Here is a 15284-nt window from a genome sequence, read left to right on the forward strand (position 1 = left end):
TCATGCACCCCCCAAACCCACTATGACCCATCCCTCCCAAGACGCCACCAACGCCCACGCCGACAGCGCCATAAGCGACAACCGCCTCGTCGTCGCCATCTCGTCGCGTGCGCTGTTCGACATGGAAGATAGCCACGACCTGTTCGAGCGCGACGGCCTGGATGCCTACCGCGCCTTCCAGATCGAGCACGAGGACGACCTGCTGCAACCGGGCGTGGCGTTCCCGCTGGTGCAGAAGCTGCTCGGCCTGAACGCGCTGTCCGGCAATGTCCCCCCGGTAGAGGTCATCCTGCTGTCGCGCAACTCGGGTGATACCGGCCTGCGCATCTTCAACGCGATCCAGCACTACAAGCTGGGCATCTCGCGCGCCGCCTTCACCAGCGGTGCGCCCACCTCCGATTACATCGCGCCGTTCCGCGCCGACCTTTTCCTGTCCGCCAATGCGGAGGACGTGGGTCGTGCCCTGCGTGCCGGTGTCGCCGCCGCGACGATCCTGCCCTCCACGGCCCCGCAGCGCTCCCGCGAGCAGCTGCGCATCGCCTTCGACGGTGACGCGGTGATCTTCGGCGACGAAGGCGAGCGGGTGTCCAAGGAGCAGGGTCTGGATGCGTTCCATCGCAGCGAATCCGAGCTATGGGCCGAGCCGCTGTCGGGTGGCCCGTTCCGTGGCTTCCTGGCTGCACTGCATCGTCTGCAGGCGGCGTTTCCCGCCGAGACCTCGCCGATCCGCACGGCCCTGGTCACTGCCCGCTCCGCGCCCGCGCACAAGCGCGTGATCCTCACGCTGCGCCGGTGGGGTGTGCGCATCGACGAAGCGTTGTTCCTTGGTGGCCGCGACAAGGGCCCGTTCCTGGACGCGTTCGGCGCCGACATCTTCTTCGATGACTCCCCGGCCAACGTGGAGTCGGCCCGGCGGCACGTGGCCACCGGGCACGTGCCGCACGGCGTGTCCAACCCCTAGATGCCGGGCGGCTCGACGGGCCGCCTGGCTCAGACGATGTTCGTCCACCGCCACCAGTCAGTCTTCTTTTCCTCGCGGACGAAGGTGAACAGGCCGGCGCCCAGGATCAGCACGATGCCTACCAGCATCGGCCAGTCCAGGTGGTCGTGGAAGATCAGGTAGCCGAACAGGATGGCCCACAGCATCTGGCTGTACTGCGTGGGTGCCACGCGCGCCGCCGGTGCGTTCTGCGTGGCCAGCATCAGCAGCACGGCACCGGCCGCGGCGAGCAGGCCGTAGCCGAGCACCAGCAACCACTGGTGTGCGTCCGGCCAGACGAAGTGCGGCAGCATCATGATGAAGCCGGCGATCATCGGCCCGACCACGCCGGCGCCGTAGAGGGTGATGCGTTTCTCGGTCGCGCCGGCCATGCGCAGGGCGATGATCGACAGGGCCCCGGTGATGCCGCAGATGATCGCGGCTACATGGCCCTGGCCCAGGTGACGGAATCCGGGGCGAAGCACCACCAGCACGCCCAGGAAGCCCACCACCACCGCCGACCAGCGCCGCCAGCCCACGTGCTCGCGCAGGAACACCACCGAGAGGATGGTGACGAAGATGGGCAGCAGGAAGATCAGCGAGAACGCCTCGGCCATGGGCAGGGCGGTGAACGCCATCACCGCGGTGATGTTGCCGATGGCGCCCGCCATGGCGCGCAGCAGCCACAGGCCGGGCATCTTCGAGACCACGATCTCGCTCCAGCGGTCGCCGGGCTTCTTCAGGAAGGGAAACGCCGCCATGGCCAGGACGGCACCGAAGAACACCGCCTCGTAGGGTGGCAGTGAGCCTTCGAGTGACTTCACGAAGGCATCGCTCCATGCGTAGGCGGCGTAGCAGGCAAAGCCGAGAAGGACGCCTTTGAACATGGGGGTGATCCTGGGAGCGGGGACGGCCCATTATGCAGCTGTCCCCCCTGGTTGGAGCGGGCGTCAGTCGTTCGCAGGGCCGAAGCTATCTGGATCGGCGAAGGTCAACCCGTGCTCGCCGCGCACGATGTGCAGTTTGCCGTTGGCGACCCGGCTGTCGGCGTCGATCTGTCCGGCGTATGGCGCGGACCCCTGCAGCCCGCCGGCGTGGCGTGTCCACAGCTGCTTGTTGGCACCCGGCTCGCACGTGGCCCATTGGATCTTGAACGGTGAGAGCAGGGTCAGGCAGCGCCCTTGCTGGTTGATGACCGGACCCGTGGCCGACGGCCCAGGCATACGGGCGTTGGCGGTGTCCTTCAGCTGGGGGGTGAGGTGCAGGGGGCCGTTGCCCTTCTCGGGAATGCCGACGAGGTTGCCATCGCGATCGATGAACCGGAGCAGGCCCTTTTCCCTGGGAATGTCGTTCGACGAGGCGGCAAGGCCGGCTCCGGATGCCGTCAGGCCGGCCAGGAGGGCGAAGGGAGCGAGGAAACAGCGCATGGTGCATTCCTTTCATGCGGGGAGGGAGGCGCTATGCTCGCAAGTCGCGCCCCTGGGCCGATGTCAGCTTTGGTCGCAGACCATGTAGGCGCTTGCCGATCGAACATGTTGCGGGACGCCATGACCGACCCCTGTCCGGAGGTCTACAATCGGCGGTTTCCGGCCGCCCACGTACGAGTATCCGCATGGCTCACCGTCTCGACCCGCTCGATCTTTACGATGTCCGCTCGCTGCTCACCGACGAGGAGCGTGCCGTGCAGGACGCCGTCGGCCGCTTCGTCGACGAGAAGGTGCTGCCGATCATCGGCGATGCCTTCGAACAGGGCCGCTTCCCGTCCGAGCTCGTGTCCGAGATCGCCTCACTGGGCCTGCTCGGCGCCACCCTGCCCGAGGAGTACGGCTGCGCCGGCATGAACGCCGTCAGCTATGGCCTGATCTGCCAGGAGCTGGAGCGCGGCGATTCGGGCCTGCGCAGCTTCGCCTCCGTGCAGAGTTCGCTGTGCATGTATCCGATTTTCGCGTACGGCTCCGAGGAGCAGAAGCGCGAGTACCTGCCGCGCATGGCGGCGGGTGAGGTCATCGGCTGTTTCGGGCTCACCGAGCCGCACGGCGGGTCCGATCCGGCCAACATGAAAACCGTGGCCCGCCAGGACGGCGGCGACTGGGTGATCAACGGCGCCAAGATGTGGATCACCAACGGCAACCTGGCCCATATCGCCATCGTCTGGGCGCAGACCGACGACGGTATCCAGGGTTTCGTGGTGCCGACCGACACCAAGGGCTTCACCGCCCAGGAAGTCCACAAGAAGATGAGCCTGCGTGCATCCGTCACGTCGGGCCTGTTCTTCGACGATGTCCGCGTGCCCGACAGCGCCCGCCTGCCGAATGTGAAGGGCCTCAAGGGTCCGCTCGGCTGCCTCAACCAGGCGCGTTTCGGTATCACCTGGGGCCCCATCGGTGCCGCGCAGGCCTGCCTGAAGGAAGTGCTCGACTACTCGTCCCAGCGCATCCTGTTCGGTCGTCCGCTGGCGGCCAACCAGGCCGTACAGATCCGCCTGGCCGACATGGCCCGTCGCATCACCACCGCGCAGCTGCTGTCGCTGCAGCTGGGCCGCCTGAAGGATGCCGGTCGCCTTCAGCCGACGCAGGTATCGCTGGCGAAGTGGAACAACGTGCGCATGGCGCTGGACATCGCGCGTGATTGCCGCGACATCCTCGGTGGCGCGGGCATCACCACCGAGCATTCGGCGATCCGCCATGCGCTGAACCTGGAATCGGTCATCACTTACGAGGGCACCGAGACCGTGCACCAGCTGGTGGTCGGCCGTGAACTCACGGGCATCAACGCGTTCTGAGCTTCCTTTCCAGCGAGTCTCCTGCCTCCATGTCCGTCCCGCACCCGATCGCCGCCCGCCACAAGGGCTTCAACCGAGCCGAAATCGTCGACCAGAACTTCGTCGAGTTCGTGCAGTTCTGGCAGGGCGACGTGTCCCGCGCGCCGGACGACGACCAACCGGTCCTGCCGGGCAGCGCGCTGGATGCGCGCGGTTTCCGCGAGCTGCTGGAATCGCAGCTGATCAGCCGGCACCTCGACCTGATGGCGCGGGTACTGCGCGTGCAGAACAAGGTGTTCTACACCATCGGGTCGTCCGGCCACGAAGGCAACGCGATGGTGGCGCGCCTCACGCGTCATACCGACCCGGCGTTCCTGCACTATCGCAGCGGCGGTTTCATGGCCGAGCGCTTCCGCAAGTTGCCTGGCATGGACCCGGTGATGGATTCGGCGTTGTCCTTCGCCGCCAGCCAGGACGATCCCGCTTCCGGTGGCCGGCACAAGGTGTGGGGCAGCAAACCGCTGTGGGTGCTGCCGCAGACCTCGACCATCGCTTCCCACCTGCCGAAGGCGCTGGGCACCGCCATTGCGATCGAGCAGGCACGGCGGATCGGCCATGCGCTGCCGATCCCGCAGGATTCCATCGCCATCTGTTCGTTCGGTGATGCCTCATCCAACCACGCCACCGCGCAGACCGCCTTCAACGCCGCGGCGTGGACGGCTTACCAGAAGCTGCCCGCGCCCGCACTGTTCGTGTGCGAAGACAACGGCATCGGCATCTCGGTGAAGACCCCTGGCGGTTGGGTGGCCAACAACTTCCGCCACCGTGCGGATCTGGACTACTTCCACGCGGATGGCCTGGACCTGGCCGGCGGCTATGCCGATGTGCAGCGCGCGGTAGAGCATTGCCGGCGCACGCGCCGGCCCACCTTCCTGCATCTCACCACCACGCGGGTGATGGGCCACGCGGGTACCGACTTCGAGATCGAATGGCGGGCGATCGAGGAACTGGTGGCGCTGGAAGCCACCGATCCGCTGCTGCGCAGCGCGGCCATCGCGCTGGCGTCGGGCCTGTACACCAAGGACGATCTGCTCAACCTCTACAACGCCACCCGCGACCGGTGTTTCGAGGCGGCCGAGGAAGCCGACCGGCGGCCACGCATCACCTCGCTCGCCGAGGTGATGGCACCGCTGGCGCCCTACACGCCCGATGCGGTGCGCGCGGAAGCCGAGCGTAGTGGCGACACGGCCGAGCGCGAACGCGTCTTCGGTGGCGTGGACCGCCTGCCCGAGGTGCAGCCGCCAAAGCATATGGCCGTCCAGATCGGCCAGGCGCTGCACGACCTGATGGCCAAGTATCCGGAAAGCCTGCTGTTCGGCGAGGACGTGGCGCAGAAGGGTGGCGTGTACACGGTGACCAAGGGCCTGCACAAGGCCTTCCGGAACACGCGCGTATTCAACACGCTGCTGGACGAGACGATGATCCTGGGCCTGGCCCAGGGTTACGCCAACATGGGCATGTTGCCGCTGCCGGAGATCCAGTACCTGGCCTATTTCCACAACGCCTGCGACCAGATCCGTGGCGAGGCGGCATCGCTGCAGTTCTTCTCCAACGACCAGTATCGCAACCCGATGCTGATGCGCGTGGCGTCGCTGGGTTACCAGCGCGGCTTCGGCGGGCACTTCCACAACGACAACTCGATCACCGCGCTGCGTGACATTCCCGGCCTCGTCGTCGGTTGCCCGAGCCGCGGCGACGATGCGGCCACCATGTTGCGCACGCTGGCCGCGCTGGCGAAGGTGGATGGCCGGGTTACCGCGTTTCTCGAGCCGATCGCCCTTTACATGACGAAGGACCTCTACGAGGCCGGCGACGGGCAGTGGCAGTTCGCCTATCCGGCGCTCGGGCAGGCGATGCCGCTGGGCGAGGGACGCGTGTACGACGAGGATGCGACGGACCTGGTCGTGTTCACCTTCGGCAACGGTGTGCCGATGAGCCTGCGCGCCGCGCGGCGCATCGAGGCGGCGCATGGCTGGAAGGTGCGCGTGGTGGACCTGCGCTGGCTGGTGCCGCTCAACGATGGTTTCATCGCCGCCCAGGCGGCCGGGGCGAAGCGCATCCTGGTCGTGGACGAGGGGCGCAAGAGTGCAGGGGTGGGCGAGGGCGTGATCACGGCGATCGTGGAAGCCGGGCTGGGTCACCTGCCGCTGCGTCGTGTGGTCGGCGCCGATACCTTCACGCCGCTGGCGGGCGCGGCTTTCCTGGTATTGCCTGGAGATGACGACATCGTTGCCGCGGCGCATGCGCTGGCGGGCGGTTAGGGTTCGGCTGCGAGGCTGCGAGGCTGCGAGGCAAGAGCCGGCGGGTGCCACCCTCGGGGCCACGCCTACGGCGACCCGTCAAGGAAAGGCCGCTGGCGCGGCCGTGTACCTGGTTCGCGCACATCGTGCGCTCCTACGCGCGGCCGTGTATCTATTGCCCTACGGGGCGGGTCGGGCTTCGAACGGGGGTTTCCGATTCGCCCTCCGTGGCTCAGCGGAAACGGCCGGCCGTCCTGGCCGGCCCCCTTCGGGCCTTGTCCGTTCGAATCCCTCGCCTGCGGCTACCGGCCCCGAGGGTGGCACCCGCCGGCTCTTTCCAACGGTGAGGTTGCGTGTGGGAAGAGCGTAGAGCCGGGTTTCGCTTCGTGGGTGGGAACGCTCGCTTGCCTGCTTTGCATGGCATCGGTCGCCTTAGGTATGTCGAGGGTTCGCGCACGTGCGTGCGCTCCTACCCCCGGACGGCAGGCCACGCGTTGGATATGCCACAACCGGCCCTACCCGTGGGGGTAGGAGCCCACGATGTGGGCGAAAAGCCAACGAAGCGGCGACGCCGTACCCTGCACGTCTACGGTGCTCGCGTCACAACCCACCTCAGTCTGCGAAAGAGCCGGCGGGTGGCCCCGAGGGGGCTACCCGCCGGCTCTTGCTCCAGTGCCCAAGGCTCCAAGGCTAAACGCATGCCGAAGGCGAGCGTGCCACCGTTAAACCACCGGCACCCACCCCTCACCGCGCCAACTTGGCCTCTCGCCGTACCAGGGTGGGACCGGCGGGCCCGGAGCACACCACGCGGTTGCGGCCTGCCAGCTTCGCCGCGTACATCGCGGCATCCGCACGCTCGATCAGTGACTGCAACGTATCGGCCGGCGTGCGCAGCGCCACGCCGATGGACACGGTGAGCGGCTCGCAGTCCTCACCCAGGTGGACGTCCAGACGGGTGATACGGCGACACAGCCGTGTCGACACCTGCATGGCGTTGTCGCGGTCCACGCCCTGCAGCAAGGCGACGAACTCTTCTCCGCCGAAACGCCCCAGCAGGTCCGAGGGGCGCAGCTCGTCGCGCAGCGCGGCCGACACGGCGACCAGCGCGCGATCGCCGGCCGCATGGCCGTAGCGATCGTTGAGTTCCTTGAAGTGATCCAGATCGAGGAAGAGCAGGGCGATGGGACGCGCCATGCCCTGGTCGAGCCGTTCCAGCGCGGCGTCCGTCCATGCGCGACGGTTGTGCACGCCAGTCAGCGGGTCGCTGTCTGCCAGCTGGCGCGCGCGGTCGCGGTCGTGCCGGATGGTCAGGGCACGATCGGACAGGCCGATCGACAGGACGATGGCCTCGAACGCACCGAAAGCGATCGCCGCGTCCGGCAGCCAGGGCGCACCCGCCAGCATGCCTTGCTCCTGCGCGCCGCACAGCGCGGTCAGCACGAGCAACGGTGTCCAGCCGACGAGGAAGAACCACGCATGCCGCGAGCCGCGGGCGGCGGCCATGGCGCCGGCGACCAGCAACAGCGAGGCGCCGATCAGCAGCAGCGGCTGCAGCAGCAGCGCCGCTGTCTGCACCAGGACGGCGACGCCGGTGGCCCGCAGCACTACCAGTAGCGGCATGCCCACGGACAGCGCCAGCACCGGCATCTTCAGCAGCGGGGCATAGTCGTCGATCTTCGCGAAGCGCAGCAGGAACAAGGCCGAGAACGACACCGACAACGCCGTGGCCGCGGCCGCCAGGGTGTCGCCCATGCCCGCCAAAGACTCGAACTCCAGCGGGTGGAAGATGTAGCCCGTCTTCACGCTCTGGATCAGCACGTAGCAGACCAGGTAGGCGGCGTACCAGCCGAACGTCATGTCGCGCAGGATGACCGCGAAACACGTGGCCATCAGTGCCATGGTCAGGATGACCGCAAAGCATGCGGTGGCGAAGGCCACCCAGCCGCTGTCCTCACGCAGGTAGTCGGGCCACGAACGGGTCGACACGGTGACCGCGCCGGGCGGCATGCCGGTCGGCTCGAACTTGAGCAGGATGGGCCGGGAGGCCGGTATCGAAGCCGGTAGGCTGAACATCAGGCGTCCGTGGCCGTGCACGACGGGACTGAAATCCTCCAGCGAGGTGGTGGCCACCCGGCCGTGCTCGTCGTACAGCGAGACGGCGCCCAGGCCCGGCGTGTTGATGCTGACCACCCGATCGCCGGCGGTCCATGGCGGCAACTGCCGCAGGATCACCCAGGTTCCGTCGGCGGCACTGGGAAACACCTGCATGCGCGCCGGATCGAACGACGCCAGGGGGCGGGTGTACGCTTCTTCGAGCACGTTGGCGGGCACGTCACCGGGGTGGGCGTCGCGCCAGTTGCCGGTGAGCGTGGCGGCCGGCGCGGCCATGGTGAGGAACAGCAGGCAGGTGCTCGCCGCCCGGAGCAGGCGATGGAGCCAACGTTGCTGTACGTCCCTCGAACCCATGCCCGTCCTGCGTCCAGCGATCGCCACCGGCGACCGTATTGTGCCGTCAATCCAGGGAGCTTGTCCTGAGTGCCGTTCCGGTCAGGTGAATGTCTGCTTCGTGGCCGGTGCGGCCAGGCCGCCGAAGCGCTCCAGCAACTGCGTCTGCGCGTCCCGTACCGGCTGGCCGGTGGCGGGCTGCAGCAGGGTATAGCCGCCGTCGGCCTGCTGTATCCACGCCGAGTGGTTGTCGGTCAGGTAGAGCTCGAGTTCCCGGCGAACGCGCTGGCGCAGTTTCTTGCCCTCGATGGGGAAGCAGGTTTCCACGCGGCGGTCGAGGTTGCGCTCCATCAGGTCGGCGCTGGCAAGGAACAGGTCGGGCTCGCCGTCGTTGTGGAACCAGTAGACCCGGCTGTGCTCGAGGAACCTGCCGACCACCGAGCGCACGCGGATGTTCTGCGAGACACCCGGGATGCCTGGCCTCAGGCAGCACATGCCGCGCACGATCAGTTCCACCTTCACTCCCGCCTGGCTGGCCCGGTACAGGGCGCGGATCAGTTTCGGGTCGGTGACGGCATTGAGCTTGAAGACCAGTTCCGCCTTCTTGCCCGCGGCGGCGTGCAGGGCTTCGCGCGCGATGAGGTCGAGCAGCCCCTTTTTCAGCGTGAACGGCGCATAGAGCATGCGCTTCATCTTCAGCGCCTTGCCCATGCCGGTGAGCAGGCGGAACAGGCGGTGGACGTCGTCGCACAGCGCCACGTCCGAGGTAAGCAGGCTGTAGTCGGTGTACAGCCGCGCGTTGCCTGAATGGTAGTTGCCGGTGCCCAGGTGGGCGTAACTGACCAGCTTGCCGTTCTCGCGGCGCTGCACCAGCATCAGCTTGGCGTGTGTCTTCACGCCGACCACGCCATAGGTGACCACGGCGCCGGCCTGTTGCAGGCGCGAGGCCAGGCTGAGGTTGGATTCCTCGTCGAAGCGCGCGCGCAGCTCGACCACGGCCGTCACTTCCTTGCCCGAGCGCGCGGCTTCCACCAGCGCATCGACGATCTCGGAATTGGCGCCGCTGCGGTACAGCGTCTGCTTGATGGTGAGGACCTGCGGATCCTTGGCGGCCTGGCGCAGGAAGTCCACCACGGGGGAGAACGACTCGAACGGGTGGTAGAGCAGCACGTCCTGCTTGCCGATCACCGAGAACATGTCCTCGGCATCGGCCAGCACCTTGGGCAGGGCGGGCACGAAGGTGGGAAATTGCAGCCGCGCGTACTGCGGTTGCAGGGTCATCTCGAACAGGCGGGCGAGGTTGACCGGGCCGTTGACCTCGTAGAGCGAGTCGGCTTCCAGCGCGAACTGCTTCAGCAGGTAATCCACCAGTGGCTTGGGGCAGTTGTCCGCCACTTCCAGGCGAACCGCGTCGCCGTAACGGCGCGAGAAGAGTTCGCCGCGCAGGGTGCGCGCAAGGTCTTCGACGTCTTCGGGGTCGATGGTCAGGTCGGCGTTGCGGGTGAGCCGGAACTGATAGGAGCCCAGCACGCGCATGCCCGGGAACAGGTCGTCCGCATGCGCGTGGATGATCGACGACAGCAGCACGTAGTTGTCGCCGTCCTCGCAGATATCGGCCGGCATGCGGATGAGCCGCGGCAGGATGCGCGGTGCCGGGACGATGGCCAGGCCCGAGTCGCGGCCGAAGGCGTCGGTGCCCTCCAGCTGGACGATGAAGTTGAGGCTCTTGTTGACCAGCCGCGGGAACGGATGCGTGGGGTCGAGTCCGATGGGCGTGACCAGCGGCGCCACCTCGTGGCGGAAATACCGGCGTATCCACAGTTTCTGCTTGTGTGACCACTGGTTGCGCCGGACGATGCGGATGCCCTCCAGCGCCAGCGCCGGGAGGATATGGTCGTTGAGTATCCGGTACTGGCGGTCGATCTGCCGGTGCGCCACCTCGGCGATCTCGGCCAGCACGCGCCGCGGCGGGATACCATCGGCCCCGATCACTTCGTGGTCGAAGGCGATCTGCTGCTTGAGTCCCGCCACGCGGATCTCGAAGAACTCGTCCATGTTGGACGAGAAGATCAGCAGGAACTTGAGCCGCTCGATGAGCGGCTTGGACTCGTCCAGTGCCTGATCGAGCACCCGGATGTTGAACTGCAGCTGGGACAGCTCGCGATGGATGTAGAGACTGCTGTCGCCGAGGTCGATCTCCGGTATCTCGGGAACGGGCGCGGGCCTGGCGGCGGTCGGCTTCGGCGCGGCCGGCGTCTCGGTGGGTGGCGTCATCGTGTCCAGGGCGTCGTCCTCGTCGCGAATTACGACGACCCCATGGTACGCCGCCCGGCGAAGCTTATGACCACGCCCTTACATCCCGGTGACACCGCCATCGGGCCTTCGTACAGGCTGGCGGCGGTATCAGACCACCTGCGGCTCGGGTTCGAGGGTGACGCCGAACATGGCTTCCACGCCGGCGATCACTTTCTGCGCGAATGCCCACAGCTGCGGACCGGTGGCCTTGCCGTGGTTGACCAGCACCAGGGCGTGTCGGTTCGACATGCCGGCATCGCCGTCGCGCGCGCCCTTGAATCCTGCGGCTTCGATCAGCCATCCGGCGGACAACTTGGCCGTGCCGCCGGCATGCGGCCAGGCGGGGAGGCCAGGATGCGCGAGCGCCATGGCATCGGCCTGCACGGCGCCGACGATCGGGTTCTTGAAGAAACTGCCGGCGTTGCCGATCACCGCGGGGTCCGGCAGCTTGCTCGAGCGCAGGCGGACCACGGCCTCGGCCACGTGATAGGGCGTCGGGCGCTGTACGTCCATCTTGTCCATTTCCTCGGCGATGCCGGCGTAGTCCAGCGACAACGGCCGCTCGCGCGGCAGGCGGAAGGTCACCGCCACGACGATCCAGCGGCCGGCCTGCTGCTTGAAGGTCGAGTGGCGATAGGAGAACGCGCAGGCAGCCTTGTCCAGCACCACGAACTCACCCTGTTGCGTGTCCCAGGCTTCCACCGTATCGATGAACTCCGCCACTTCCACGCCATAGGCACCGATGTTCTGGATAGGGGAGGCGCCCACCGTGCCGGGAATCAGGATCAGGTTTTCCAGACCGGCCAGGCCCTGGCCCAGCGACCAGCGGACGAAGTCGTCCCAGCGCTCGCCGGCGGCCACGCGGACCAGCACGTGGTCGTCGCGCTGGAAGGTCTCGACACCGCGGTTGGCAATCGCCAGTACCGTGGCGTCGATGTCGCCACGGATCAGCAGGTTGCTGCCTTCGCCGAGCACCAGTACCTTGCCGCCCGCGATGGCGGGGTAGGCCAGCACCTCGGGCAGCCGTGTCACGTCGTGCACCTCGGCCAGCAACCGCGCGCGCGCATCCACGCGCAGCGTGTTGCGCCGGCCCATGGCGGCATCGCTGGTGAGCTGGAATCCGCCCATGTCGACCGGTTCGTTGTTCATGCAGGCAGGCCCCGGCGACGGATTTCGGTCACGGCCTCGGCCACCAGTTTCGGTCCGCGGAACACCAGCCCGGAATACACCTGGACCAGCGCCGCGCCGGCGGCAAGTTTTTCCGCCGCCGTGTCACCGTCGACGATGCCGCCGACGCCGATGATCGGCAGGCGATCGCCCACCCGTGCCTTCATGGCGCGCAATACCCCGGTGGCTTTGTCGAACAAGGGGCGGCCGGAAAGGCCACCGGCTTCCTGCGCATGCGGCGCGCCCGCCACGGTGTCGCGATCCACGGTGGTATTGGTGCAGATCACGCCGTCGATACCCGAGGCCAGCAGCACGTCGGCGATGGCGTCCAGTTCGACGCCCGACAGGTCCGGCGCGATCTTCAGGAGCATCGGCTTACGTGCACCATGCCGGGACGCCAGGCGTTCCTGCGCCTCGCGCAGCGTGCCGATGAAGCGGCGCAGGGTGTCCTCTTCCTGCAGGTCGCGCAGGCCCTGGGTGTTCGGCGAGGAGATGTTCACCGTGACGTAGCTGGCCAGGGGATAGGCCCGCTCCAGGCAGAGCAGGTAATCGTCGACGGCGCGCTCGTTGGGGGTGTCCTTGTTCTTGCCTATGTTGATGCCGAGCACACCACGGAACGCGGCTTTCTCCACGTTCCGCACCAGCGCGTCGATGCCGCCGTTGTTGAAGCCCAGCCGGTTGATCACGGCCTCGTGGCCCGGCAGGCGGAACATGCGGGGGGTGTCGTTGCCCTGCTGCGGGCGCGGCGTGACCGTGCCGATCTCGAGGAAACCGAAGCCCAGCGCGGCCAGCCCGTCGAGGTGGGCACCGTTCTTGTCCAGTCCGGCGGCCAGGCCCACGGGATTGGGAAAGTCGATGCCGAACGCCCTGACCGGCAGATCGGCCGGCGGCGTGGCGATCCACCGGGACAGGCCGCTGCGTTGCGCCACATCGCAGGCGTAAAGGGTAAGGTCGTGCGCGGTTTCCGCATCCAGGGCGAACAGCAAGGGGCGAATCAGGTCGTACATCAGGTGTCCGGATGACCCGCGAAGATGCGGGTGTCGTAATCGAAGGCGATGGTACCGCCCGACTGCGTGGCGTCGAACAGTGCGCGTAGCGCGACCAGCAGCGGTTCGTGGTTCGGGTGGCCGGCCATCGGCATGTAGGAGGACGACATCGTGCGTCCCAGCAACTGCGTGTAGTCGAGATTCTGCGTGTGGGGGAACGACGCCATGCCACGATAGCCATGTGCGAACCAGCGGGCCATGGCTTCATCGTCGGCGTAGCGCTCGGCCACGCTGGCATAGTCGATGCCGTACTCGTGCAACAGACGCTCGTAGCCCTCGAGGAATGGCGTGCCGACCAGCCGGCGTGTGTTCCAGAAGATGGCGACGAGCCCACGCGGCGTGAGTAGCCGCGCGAATTCACGGCGCACCGCCACCGGATCGAACCAGTGGAAGGCCTGGCCGGCGATCACCAGGTCCACCGAGGCATCCGGCAAGCCGGTGGCTTCCGCCGTAGCGTCATGGGCACGGAAGCCTTCCGCCCCGGCCAGCCACTGGCGTGCCGCGTCGCGCATCGGCGCATTGGGTTCGACGCCGATCACGCGGTGGCCGGCATCGAGGAACAGCTTGGCCGACATGCCGGTGCCCGCGCCGATATCGGCGACCGTCCAGTCGGTATCCACGCCCAGCCCATGGAGCCAGCCGACCAGCGCTTTCGGGTAGTCCGGCCGGTAACGGACATAGTCCGCCACGCGGTCGGAAAAACGGTCCGTGGAGCGAAGGTCGGTCATGGCGTCATCCGCGGGTCAGAACTCGAACTTGATGCCCTGTGCCAGTGGCAGCGAGTCGGAGTAGTTGATGGTGTTGGTCTGGCGGCGCATGTACACCTTCCAGGCATCCGAACCGGACTCGCGGCCACCGCCGGTTTCCTTCTCGCCACCGAAGGCGCCGCCGATTTCCGCGCCCGAAGTGCCGATATTGACATTGGCGATGCCGCAGTCCGAACCGGCGGCCGACAGATAATGCTCGGCGGCCTTCAGGTCCTGCGTGAAGATGGCCGACGAGAGGCCTTGCGGCACGGCGTTCTGCTGGGCAATGGCATCGTCCAGCGTATCGAACGGCATCACGTAGAGGATCGGCGCGAAGGTCTCGGTCTGCACCACCTCATCGGCGTTGCTCAGGCCGGTGACGATGGTCGGCAGAACGAAGTTGCCCTTGCGATCGGTCAGGGCCTTGCCGCCCGTGCGCACGGTGCCACCGGCCGCCTCGGCCCGGGCCACCGCGTCGACGAAGGCCTGCACGGCTTCGGGGCTGTTCAGCGGACCCATCAGCGTGGTGGCCAGCGTGGGGTCGCCGATCTTCTGCTCCACCTGGCCGTAGGCCTTGACCAGGGTGTCCACCACCTGATCGTGGATGGACCGGTGCACGAGCACGCGGCGCGTGCTGGTGCAGCGCTGGCCCGCCGTGCCCACGGCGCCGAATACGATCGCCGGGATGGCCAGTTTCAGGTCGGCCGTCTTGTCGAGAATGATGGCATTGTTGCCGCCCAGCTCCAGCAGGCTGCGGCCCATGCGCTTCGCAACGCGCTCACCGACGGACCGGCCCACCTTGGTGGAACCGGTGAAGCTGATCAGCGGGATGCGCTTGTCGTCCACGAACGCCTGCGCGAGGTCGGTGCCGGCATCGTTGAACAGGAAGAAGATGTCCGGGAAGCCGGCGTCGCGCAGCGCCTCGTTGCAGATCTTCATCGTGGCGATGGCCGAGAGTGGGGTCTTGGGCGAGGGCTTCCAGATGCAGATGTCGCCGCAGATGGCGGCAAGGAAGGCGTTCCACGCCCACACGGCCACCGGGAAGTTGAACGCGCTGACGATGCCGACCAGGCCGACCGGATGCCACTGCTCGTACATGCGGTGCCCCGGGCGCTCCGAGTGCATGGTGTAGCCGTACAGCATGCGGCTCTGGCCGACGGCGAAATCGGCGATGTCGATCATTTCCTGCACTTCGCCATCGCCCTCGGGCTTGATCTTGCCCATTTCCAGGGCGACCAGCGAGCCCAGTGCGTCCTTGTGCCGACGCAGCGCCTCGCCGCACAGGCGCACCGCCTCGCCGCGGCGGGGTGCCGGGGTGGTGCGCCAGACCGTGAAGGCCTCCTGAGCCCGCTGCACGATGGTGTCGTAGTCGGCCGCGCCGGTGGCGTGCACAGTGGCGATCGCCTCGCCGGTGGCGGGGTTGACCGGTGTCAGCGTGCCGGCGTCGGTGGCGGACGCCCACTCCCCGCGGCCGAGGTAGGTGCCCGATTCGGTGGCGTTGAGGCCGATTGCGGCGAGGATATTCGAGGACATGACGACTCCTTG

11 protein-coding genes are annotated in these 15284 nt (G+C 67.4%); 3 read left to right on the plus strand and 8 right to left on the minus strand.

All coding sequences use genetic code 11. The annotated features are described in order from the left end of the window. The first annotated feature begins 22 nt into the window (after positions 1 to 22). The gene (locus ACVKN3_RS12280) at positions 23 to 961 is read left to right on the plus strand and encodes a 5'-nucleotidase (protein WP_285403148.1); all 939 of its coding nucleotides are present in this window, start codon (positions 23 to 25) and stop codon (positions 959 to 961) included. A 29-nt stretch (positions 962 to 990) separates the two neighbouring features. Here the strand turns inward: ACVKN3_RS12280 and ACVKN3_RS12285 are convergent, their stop codons facing one another. Further along, the gene (locus ACVKN3_RS12285) at positions 991 to 1866 is read right to left on the minus strand and encodes a DMT family transporter (RefSeq protein ID WP_285403149.1); all 876 of its coding nucleotides are present in this window, start codon (positions 1864 to 1866) and stop codon (positions 991 to 993) included. Between the two features lie 63 nt (positions 1867 to 1929). Beyond that, a complete protein-coding gene (locus ACVKN3_RS12290; RefSeq protein WP_354515388.1) occupies positions 1930 to 2406 on the minus strand; it encodes a hypothetical protein in 477 nt (158 codons plus the stop codon). 185 nt (positions 2407 to 2591) lie between these two features. Between ACVKN3_RS12290 and ACVKN3_RS12295 the strand changes: the two genes are divergently transcribed. Both ACVKN3_RS12295 and ACVKN3_RS12300 read left to right on the plus strand, forming a co-directional pair. Beyond that, positions 2592 to 3761 (plus strand): acyl-CoA dehydrogenase family protein, encoded by a 1170-nt coding sequence (locus tag ACVKN3_RS12295; protein WP_354515385.1) that lies wholly within the window; start codon positions 2592 to 2594, stop codon positions 3759 to 3761. A 29-nt stretch (positions 3762 to 3790) separates the two neighbouring features. After that, positions 3791 to 6061, plus strand: coding sequence for a thiamine pyrophosphate-dependent enzyme (locus ACVKN3_RS12300; RefSeq protein ID WP_354515383.1), 2271 nt, complete (start codon positions 3791 to 3793; stop codon positions 6059 to 6061). A gap of 723 nt (positions 6062 to 6784) precedes the next feature. On the opposite strand, the gene ACVKN3_RS12305 is transcribed toward ACVKN3_RS12300, so the two are convergent. The 6 genes from ACVKN3_RS12305 to amaB all read right to left on the minus strand — a co-directional run bounded on the left by ACVKN3_RS12305 (position 6785) and on the right by amaB (position 15272). Further along, positions 6785 to 8506, minus strand: a complete 1722-nt coding sequence (locus tag ACVKN3_RS12305) for a sensor domain-containing diguanylate cyclase (RefSeq protein ID WP_354515381.1) — start codon at positions 8504 to 8506, stop codon at positions 6785 to 6787. Between the two features lie 81 nt (positions 8507 to 8587). Then, entirely contained in the window at positions 8588 to 10759 is a 2172-nt protein-coding gene (gene ppk1, locus ACVKN3_RS12310) for a polyphosphate kinase 1 (RefSeq protein ID WP_285405010.1), read from the minus strand. Positions 10760 to 10888: 129 nt separating this feature from the next. Then, positions 10889 to 11929, minus strand: coding sequence for a UDP-N-acetylmuramate dehydrogenase (gene murB / locus ACVKN3_RS12315; RefSeq protein ID WP_285405011.1), 1041 nt, complete (start codon positions 11927 to 11929; stop codon positions 10889 to 10891). Next, positions 11926 to 12954, minus strand: a complete 1029-nt coding sequence (locus tag ACVKN3_RS12320; protein ID WP_354515379.1) for a quinone-dependent dihydroorotate dehydrogenase — start codon at positions 12952 to 12954, stop codon at positions 11926 to 11928. The genes murB and ACVKN3_RS12320 overlap by 4 nt, the downstream gene beginning before the upstream one ends. Next, positions 12954 to 13721, minus strand: coding sequence for a class I SAM-dependent methyltransferase (locus tag ACVKN3_RS12325; RefSeq protein ID WP_354515377.1), 768 nt, complete (start codon positions 13719 to 13721; stop codon positions 12954 to 12956). Before ACVKN3_RS12325 ends, ACVKN3_RS12320 begins: the two co-directional genes overlap by 1 nt. 15 nt (positions 13722 to 13736) lie before the next feature. After that, a complete protein-coding gene (gene amaB / locus ACVKN3_RS12330; RefSeq protein WP_354515374.1) occupies positions 13737 to 15272 on the minus strand; it encodes an L-piperidine-6-carboxylate dehydrogenase in 1536 nt (511 codons plus the stop codon). Positions 15273 to 15284: the final 12 nt, after the last annotated feature.

The organism is Luteibacter sp. PvP120 (genome assembly GCF_054055715.1).